Annotated in this window: 7 protein-coding genes and 1 pseudogene; all 8 read left to right on the top strand. The window is 66.5% G+C overall.

Features of this window, described 5'->3' with window-relative positions; all coding sequences use genetic code 11:
• Positions 1 to 391 precede the first annotated feature (391 nt).
• Complete coding sequence (locus ACXJL8_RS26495; RefSeq protein WP_011085905.1) at positions 392 to 1,066, top strand: response regulator transcription factor; 675 nt, start codon at positions 392 to 394, stop codon at positions 1,064 to 1,066.
• 95 nt (positions 1,067 to 1,161) lie between these two features.
• Positions 1,162 to 2,538, top strand: coding sequence for an ATP-binding protein (locus tag ACXJL8_RS26490; protein WP_456623641.1), 1,377 nt, complete (start codon positions 1,162 to 1,164; stop codon positions 2,536 to 2,538).
• Positions 2,539 to 2,699: 161 nt separating this feature from the next.
• Positions 2,700 to 4,103 (top strand): hypothetical protein, encoded by a 1,404-nt coding sequence (locus ACXJL8_RS26485; RefSeq protein WP_456623640.1) that lies wholly within the window; start codon positions 2,700 to 2,702, stop codon positions 4,101 to 4,103.
• Between the two features lie 100 nt (positions 4,104 to 4,203).
• Complete coding sequence (locus tag ACXJL8_RS26480; RefSeq protein WP_456623649.1) at positions 4,204 to 4,473, top strand: hypothetical protein; 270 nt, start codon at positions 4,204 to 4,206, stop codon at positions 4,471 to 4,473.
• Between the two features lie 131 nt (positions 4,474 to 4,604).
• On the top strand, positions 4,605 to 5,759 hold the full coding sequence (gene ccmI / locus ACXJL8_RS26475; protein ID WP_456685868.1) for a c-type cytochrome biogenesis protein CcmI: 1,155 nt from the start codon (positions 4,605 to 4,607) through the stop codon (positions 5,757 to 5,759).
• Positions 5,760 to 5,796: 37 nt separating this feature from the next.
• The gene (gene ccmE, locus ACXJL8_RS26470; RefSeq protein ID WP_456623638.1) at positions 5,797 to 6,306 is read left to right on the top strand and encodes a cytochrome c maturation protein CcmE; all 510 of its coding nucleotides are present in this window, start codon (positions 5,797 to 5,799) and stop codon (positions 6,304 to 6,306) included.
• Positions 6,303 to 8,285: a heme lyase CcmF/NrfE family subunit gene (locus tag ACXJL8_RS26465; RefSeq protein WP_456685867.1), complete on the top strand. Its 1,983-nt coding sequence runs from the start codon at positions 6,303 to 6,305 to the stop codon at positions 8,283 to 8,285. Before ccmE ends, ACXJL8_RS26465 begins: the two co-directional genes overlap by 4 nt.
• A 4-nt stretch (positions 8,286 to 8,289) precedes the next feature.
• Positions 8,290 to 8,412, top strand: a pseudogene (locus tag ACXJL8_RS26460) (cytochrome c-type biogenesis protein CcmH); the annotation flags it as partial.

The following is an 8,412-nucleotide window of genomic DNA, read 5'->3' as shown; positions in this document are numbered from 1 at the left end:
CCATGGCAACCACGCGAGACCACCGTCAGATCGTCGAAACCGCGACCGAGGCACGCCAGGGCGAGCCGGGACCGTCGGTGGCGGCGCTGCTTGCCATCTCGACCGGGCTTGCGATCCTGATCCTCGCCGTGGTCTGGTTCGTGTTCTTCCGGACCTGACGGCGAAGTCTGGACCTTCCGACTCACCGCATAACGCGGCACATTGCGCCCGCCACGCCGCCGGCTCGTCCGGTGGCCTGGCGGGCGCAATCGCGTCGGTGCGTGGCAGAGCGTATATGACCAAAAAGTAACATTCCGCGGTTCCCTGCGTTCATATTCAGTTCACGCCGGAATTGATCATCTGTGGCGGTCGATCATGCTGCCTGTCCTGCAGCCTATCTTTGGAGAGAAGCGTGCGCCTGCTCGTTGTTGAGGACGACCCCGATCTCAATCGCCAGCTCACCAAGGCCCTGACCGACGCCGGCTACGTCGTCGACCGCGCCTTTGACGGCGAGGAAGGGCATTATCTCGGCGACAACGAGCCCTACGACGCCGTCGTGCTCGACATCGGCCTGCCGAAGAAGGACGGCATCTCGGTGCTGGAGGCCTGGCGCCGCAACGGCCGCACCATGCCGGTCCTGATCCTGACCGCACGCGACCGCTGGAGCGACAAGGTCCAGGGGTTCGACGCCGGGGCCGACGACTACGTCGCAAAACCGTTCCATCTGGAGGAGGTGCTGGCGCGCATCCGCGCGCTGCTGCGCCGCTCGACCGGCCATGCCCAGAGCGAGCTGAGCTGCGGCCCGGTCACGCTCGACACCAGGACCGGCCGGGTCAGCGTCTCCGGCAATCCTGTGAAGATGACCTCGCACGAATATCGGCTTCTGGCCTACCTGATGCACCATTCGGGGCGCGTCGTCTCGCGCACCGAGCTGGTCGAGCACCTCTACGACCAGGATTTCGACCGCGACTCCAATACGATTGAGGTGTTCGTCGGCCGCATCCGCAAGAAGCTCGACGTCGACATCATCCAGACCGTCCGTGGCCTCGGCTATCTCCTGACCCCGCCGCCCGCTCCGGGCGCTTGAGGCCTTCTCGGGCTTGACGGGAGGCCGAACAGGGGGCCTTGGTCCGGTCATGACCTCCGACGACCCGACATCCTGCGCTTTCCGGGATCCTTCCGATGGCCGCTAGCTCGCTTGCCAACCGACTGTTCCTGTCGGCGACCGCGTGGCTGGTGGTGATCCTGGCCATCACCGGCGTGGTGCTGTCATCGGTCTACAAGAACGCCACCGAGCGCGCCTTCGACCGCCGGCTCAACCTTTATCTGCGCACACTGATCGCCGAGGTCGCCACCCCCGACGAGCCGCCGGACCGCCAGTTCCAGTCGCTCGGCGAGCCCCTGTTCGAATTGCCGCTGTCCGGCTGGTACTGGCAGATCACGCGGACCGACACCGAAAAGCCGGAGGTGCGCTCGTCGCGCTCGCTCTGGGACAAGAAGCTGCCGAAGCTGGAAGAGCAGGGCTCCGAGCTCACAGCTGCCGGCATCCGGCTCGCTTATGTCGACGGGCCCGAGGGCCAGAACCTGCGGATGGTGGAGCGGCCGGTCGATCTCGGCGGCGACGGCAAATATCTCGTCAGCGTCGCTGGCGACGATACCGAGATTTTCGACGAGACGCGCAGCTTCGACTACTATCTCGGCGGCACATTCACCGCGCTCGGCATCGTGCTGCTGTTGACCACGGTGTTCCAGGTCCGCTTCGGCCTCGCACCGCTCAAGCGCATCTCGGAGTCGATTGCCGACATCCGCTCCGGCCGGGCGGAGCGGCTCGAGGGCGAATTCCCGGTCGAGATCGCACCTCTGGCGCGCGAGACCAACGCGCTGATCGACGCCAATCGCGAGATCGTCGAGCGGGCCCGCACCCATGTCGGCAATCTCGCGCATGCGATCAAGACGCCGCTCTCGGTCATCGTCAACGAGGCCGGCGTGCACGCCGCCGACCCGTTCGCCGCAAAGGTCATGGAGCAGGCCGACGTGATGCGCGATCAGGTCGCCCATCACCTGGAGCGCGCCCGTATCGCGGCGAGGGTCTCGGTGGTCGCGACCGTGACGGAGGTTGCACCCGCCATCGAGGCGCTGCGGCGGACCATGGAGAAGATCCATCGCGACCGCGGTATCGTCGTCGAGGCCAAGGCCGATCCGTCGGCAAAATTCCGGGGCGAGCGGCAGGACCTGGAGGAGATGGTCGGCAACCTCGTCGACAATGCCTGCAAATGGGCCGCCTCGCACGTCTTCATCGAGGTCCTGGTGGAGGCGCCGCACCAGGCGGGCGCAGGTCCGCGCTTGCGGATCATCGTCGATGACGACGGCCGCGGGCTGTCGGAGACCGAGCGGGCCCAGGTCTCGCGGCGCGGGCAGCGGCTCGACGAGTCGAAGCCCGGTTCCGGGCTCGGCCTTTCCATCGTGGTCGACCTCGCCGCGCTCTACGGCGGCAGCCTCTCGCTCGGCAGCGCGCCGATCGGAGGGCTGCGGGCCGAGCTGGGCCTCCCCGGAATATAATCCTTTGTTCCGGCATGGCTTTTCGCCTTGGCGGGCGACGCCCGGGAGGAAATCGGGGGCATTCGGCGCGACTTCCTCAACGGCTTCTTAAGGCGCGCGCCCCTATGATCGCGCCCGGACGCATCCCATGTCCGCCACTTTACCGTGCATTACCCGGGCGCATGAGCCAGACATCGATCGAGCGGCTGAGGGAATATCTCGCGCAGCTCCCGCCGCAATCGCAGGCGCTGCTGATGCGGGAGTTCGAGCGTGCGCTGGAGCGTGGCCAGGACACGGCGGTGGCGACCCTCGTGCTCGAGCAGCTGCGCAAGATCGTGCGCAAGACGGAAGCCGACGAGGCCCCCGCGCCGCGCACCGACGATCTGTCGCGGCTCTTGTTCCAGGTGCTGGAACCGTTTCTGGTCGAGGCCGGCGCGCCGATCCGGGTCGGACAGATCCGCCGGTCCTCGCTATTGCCGATCTGGCAATGGCTCGGCCGCGACGGTGCCCCGGACAAGGTGAATGAATTCGAGGCCGCGCTGGCGCGCATGCCGGTGGCGGACAGTGCGGGGCAGGTCGAAGCCCTGGCGCAGAAGCTCCAGGCCGTCGCCGCGGACGCCATCTTCGCGCTGACCGGGCCCGGCGGCGGCGACAAGTCGCGCGCGCTCGCCCGCGTCGGTCCGCCCAACGTGATCGAGGATCTGTATTCGACCGGGGCGGTGCTTGCGGTTCGCGAGGCCATCGCCACCCTGAACGAAAAGCTGCCGCGCTTCCTGCGCGCCTTCGGCGATTCCCAGATCGCCTCGGTGATGGCCGCGCTCAACATTCCGGCGCTGCAGACGCCGCAGATGCTGCCCTTCGCGCTGTCGATGGTGGTGCAGCGGATGACCGCGCCGTGGCAGATCATCCGCCTCGCCATCAAGATTGCGGCGTCCGACGACGAGATCCGCGTCGCGGCAACGCCCTATGGCGTCGCCGTCACCATCGCCCTGCACGATTTGTCCTGCGTTGCCGCCATCCTGCGCATGGACATCAAGCGCAGCTATTTCGACAACGTCGCCGACAATCTCAAGGCGCTGCACGACGGCGTGCGCGGCCTGCGCACCGAGCTCGATCTGCGCAACGATTCCGCCTGGGGCAAGCAGTTGACCTCGATCCGGGCCGACATCTCCAATGCGCTCCAGTCCGAGATCGACAGCGTTCCCGGCCGTGTTCGCCGTATCCTGCGCCAGCGTCCCGAGAAGGACATTCCGCCGGGGGCGCGGATCGACAGCACCGAGGTGGAGGAGACCGCGGCGCTGATCGACTTCGTCGCAACCTGCCGCAACTATGCCAGCGAGCTTGCGATCAACGAGGTGACGCTGCGCACCTATTCCGACCTCCAGCAATATGTGGAGCGCTCGACCGAGCAGCTGGTGCAGTCGCTGCGCGCGGCCGATCACAAGGTCCGCACCTATCGGCAGCAGCAGGTGCAGGCCGCGATTCGTTTCTGCCAGTTGCTGTTCGGTGACGATTACGCCTCGCTGATGAGCCGCGCCGCGGAAAACGCGCTGACCGGCGAGCGCAAATCGTCGCGCGCAAGTTGATCCAAGCGCATATTTTCGTGATCACAATTTGTGGTTGACGATGCCGGTGGCGAGCCCTACGGTCGACGTGCCGGTCCGGGGAATTTCTATCTGTGGGCGCATGAAACCACTTATCAGCTTCGTTGAAATCGAGAACCGCGTAATCGTGGCGAAGTACCAGAGATTGATGGTCAGGGCGAAGGTGGTGCTGGTCGAAAAGGGAAGCGGTCGGCAGTTTCCGGAGACGACCACGACGATCGCGTCGCCGGTTCCCGTTGGCGCGTTGCGCATCAGATTGCCGGATGCGATCCGGCCGGGAACGTACTTCCTGAAGGCCATCAACGGGCACGGCGAGGACGCCGCCCAGAGTGTAGACTTCGAGATACACTAAGCCGTTGGATTTCCACGATTTCGAGACGGCATCGGGTCGCGGCAAATTGACAATTGTCAATTGCCGCATCGTCCAGCCGTGGTGTAAAGCCACCTGTGGGCGCGGCTCGCGCGCCGCCGGAAGCTTGCCTGATGACGCTATGGTTCGTGTTCGCGCTGATGACGGTCGCGGCGATCTTCGCCGTGCTCTGGCCGCTCGGCCGCGGCGTGCGCGCGCAAGGCCGCGACGCTGAGACCCAAGACGCTCAAGATCAAGACACTCAAATTCAGGGCAGCGRGGTCGCGGTTTACAAGGACCAGTTGGCCGAGCTCGAGCGCGATCTCGGCGCAGGGCTGATCGCGGCACCGGAAGCCGAGGCCGCACGCGTCGAGATCAGCCGCAGGCTGCTCGCCGCGGCCGGCCATGAGCCCGCGCCGGCGTCGAAGTCGAGTCTCAAATGGCGCCGCGCCGCGGCCGTGCTGGCGCTCGTTGGCCTGCCGCTCGTCGCGATCGGCGTCTACATGCCGCTCGGTTCGCCCATGCTTCAGGACTTTCCGCTGGCGCAGCGCGAGCGCGGGTCAGGGTCCGGCATGGCGCGGTCGCTCGAGACCCTTGTCGTGCAGGTCGAGCAACATCTGGAAAAGAATCCGACCGATGGGCGCGGCTGGAACGTGCTCGCGCCGGTGCTGGAGCGGCTCGGCCGCTTCGATGATGCGGCGCGCGCCTACCGTAACTCGCTCACCTACAACGGCGAGAGCGCGGAACGCAGGTCCAACCTCGGCGAGGCGCTGTCGGCTGCCGCCGGCGGCGTGGTGACCGCGGAAGCCAAGGCCGAATTCGAGCGCGCGCGTGCGCTGGACGCCGACGATCCCAAGGCGAACTACTTCCTCGGGCTCGCCGCCGAGCAGGACGGCCGCAAGGACGATGCGGCCACGATCTGGCGCGCGCTGCTTGCCAAAGCGCCGGCGGATGCGCCGTGGCGGCCTCTGGTGCAATCCGCGCTCGCAAGGGCCGGCGGCGGCGGGCTGCCGGCGCTGTCGGACGAGACGATCGCTGCGTCCAAGGACATGAGCGAGGGCGATCGCGGCGCCATGGTGCGCGGCATGGTCGAGCGTCTGGCCACGCGGTTGAAGCAGAACGGCGATGACGTCGAGGGTTGGCTGCGCCTGGTGCGCGCCTATCTCGTGATGGGCGAGCGCGACAAGGCGAGGGGCGCCTCGACCGACGCGCGTCAGGCGGTCGCCAACGACGCCGAGCGGCTGCGCCAGCTCAACGAAGGTCTCAAGACGCTCGGGCTCGACGGATGACGATTTTGGGACGAGACGAGCCGAGAACGGATACGCCATGACCCGCAAGCAGCGACGTATGACCATTATCGGCGGCTCGCTCGCCGTGCTCGCGCTCGCGGCCGCGCTGGTGCTCAACGCACTTCGCGATTCCATCGTGTTCTTCTCGACCCCGACCATGGTCGCCGAGAAGCACGTTGCGCCCGGCAAGCGGTTTCGCCTCGGCGGCCTGGTGCAGCCCGGCTCGCTCCAGCGCGGCGACAATCTCGCGGTGACGTTTGAAGTCGCCGACGGCGGTGCCAAGCTGCCGGTCGCCTACAAGGGCATTTTGCCCGACCTGTTCCGCGAAGGGCAGGGTGTCGTCGCCGAAGGCGCGCTCGACGCCAACGGCGTGTTCAAGGCCGACACCGTGCTTGCCAAGCACGACGAGACTTACATGCCCAAGGACGTCGCCGATGCCCTGAAGAAGCAGGGGCATTGGAAGGACGATTACGGCGCCAAGGCTTCGGATAGCGTAAAGCCTGCGGCGACGACCGCGCAGGGCAACCCGCAGGGAGCAGTGCGTTGATCGCGGAATCCGGACATTACGCGCTGGTGCTCGCRCTCGCGCTGGCGCTGATCCAGTCGATCGTGCCGCTGATCGGTGCACGCTTGCGCGACGTTGGCCTGATGAACGTGGCGCGCTCCGCCGCGCTGGCGCAGCTTTTGTTCGTCGGGGCCTCGTTCTTGGCCCTCGTGATACTGCACGTGAACTCGGATTTCTCCGTCGCCAACGTCTACGAGAACTCCCATTCGATGAAGCCGCTGATCTACAAGATCACCGGCGTGTGGGGGAACCATGAAGGCTCGATGCTGCTGTGGGTGTCGATCCTGGCGCTGTTCGGCGGGCTGGTCGCGGCGTTCGGCAACAATCTGCCGCTGTCGCTGCGCGCGCATGTGCTCGCAGTCCAGGCCTGGATCGCCAGCGCCTTCTATCTCTTCATCCTGGTGACCTCGAACCCGTTCCTACGTATCGCCAATCCGCCGATCGAGGGCCGCGATCTCAACCCGGTGCTTCAGGACATCGGCCTCGCTGTGCATCCGCCGATGCTCTATCTCGGCTATGTCGGCTTCTCGATCTCGTTCTCCTTCGCGATCGCGGCGCTGCTCGAGGGTCGCATCGATGCGGCCTGGGCGCGCTGGGTGCGTCCGTGGACGCTGGTCGCCTGGATATTCCTGACGCTCGGCATCGCGATKGGCTCCTATTGGGCCTATTACGAGCTCGGCTGGGGCGGCTGGTGGTTCTGGGACCCGGTCGAGAACGCCTCACTGATGCCGTGGCTCGCCGGCACCGCACTGCTGCACTCGGCGCTGGTGATGGAGAAGCGCAATGCGCTGAAGGTCTGGACCATCCTGCTGTCGATCCTGACCTTCTCGCTGTCGCTGCTCGGCACCTTCCTGGTGCGTTCGGGCGTCATCACCTCGGTGCACGCCTTTGCCACCGATCCGACCCGCGGCGTGTTCATTCTCCTGATCCTCTGCCTGTTCATCGGCGGCAGCCTGTCGCTGTTCGCTGGACGCGCGACCGCGTTGAAGCAGGGCGGCCTGTTCGCGCCGATCTCGCGCGAGGGCGCGCTGGTGCTGAACAATCTGCTGCTCACCGTGGCCTGCGCCGTCGTGCTGTTCGGCACGCTCTATCCGCTGGCGATGGAAGTGCTTGCCGATTTCAAGATGTCGGTCGGTGCGCCGTTCTATAACCTCACCTTCGTGCCCCTGTTCACACTGCTGCTGCTCGCCGTGCCGTTCGGGCCGATGCTGGCGTGGAAGCGGGGCGATCTGCTCGGCGTCACCCAGCGGCTGCTCGCGGCGGGCGTTGCCAGCCTCGTTGTAATCGCCATCGTCTGGGCCTGGACGCGTGGCGGCAGTGCGCTGGCGCCATTGGCAATCGGGCTTGGCGTCTTCGTCATCGCCGGTGCAGCGACGGATCTGGCCGAACGAACCGGCTTGTTTCGCCTGCCATTCGCAACGACGCTGCATCGCGCCCGCGGCCTGCCGCGTTCGACCTGGGGCTCGGTGTTCGCGCATGCAGGGCTCGGCGTCGCGCTGATCGGGATCGTCTGCGAGACCACCTGGAACAGCGAATACATCGCGACGATGAAGCAGAACGACGTCGCCCACATCGCCGGCTACGATCTGAAGCTGGACGGGCTGTTTCAGCGCCAGGGCCCCAACTACCGCGAGATGATCGCCGAGTTCAACGTCAGCCGTGACGGCGAGACGCTCAGCGTCATGACGCCGTCCAAGCGCAGCTTCACCACCCGCGGCTCGTCGACCACGGAGGCCGCGCTGCTGACGCGTGGTGCAAGCCAGCTCTATGTCTCGCTCGGCGACGCCACCGCCGAGGGCGCAATCGCCGTGCGCATCTATCACAAGCCGCTGGTGCTGCTGATCTGGTGGGGACCGGTGCTGATGGCGTTCGGCGGCATGCTCTCGCTGTCCGACCGGCGCTTGCGGGTCGGCGCGCCGAAACCGGCGCGGGCCAAGCAACGCCTCCAGCCGGCGGAGTGAACCGATGCGTCGGATGGTGCTGGCGATTGTCGCGATGATGCTGCTGGCCTGGCCCGCGGCCTATGCCGTGCAGCCCGACGAGATCATGACGGACCCCGCGAAGGAAACCCGCGCGCGTGAATTGTCG

The sequence above is a fragment of the Bradyrhizobium sp. P5_C11_2 genome (genome assembly GCF_054049755.1).
This window is presented reverse-complemented; position numbering and strand designations above follow the sequence as displayed.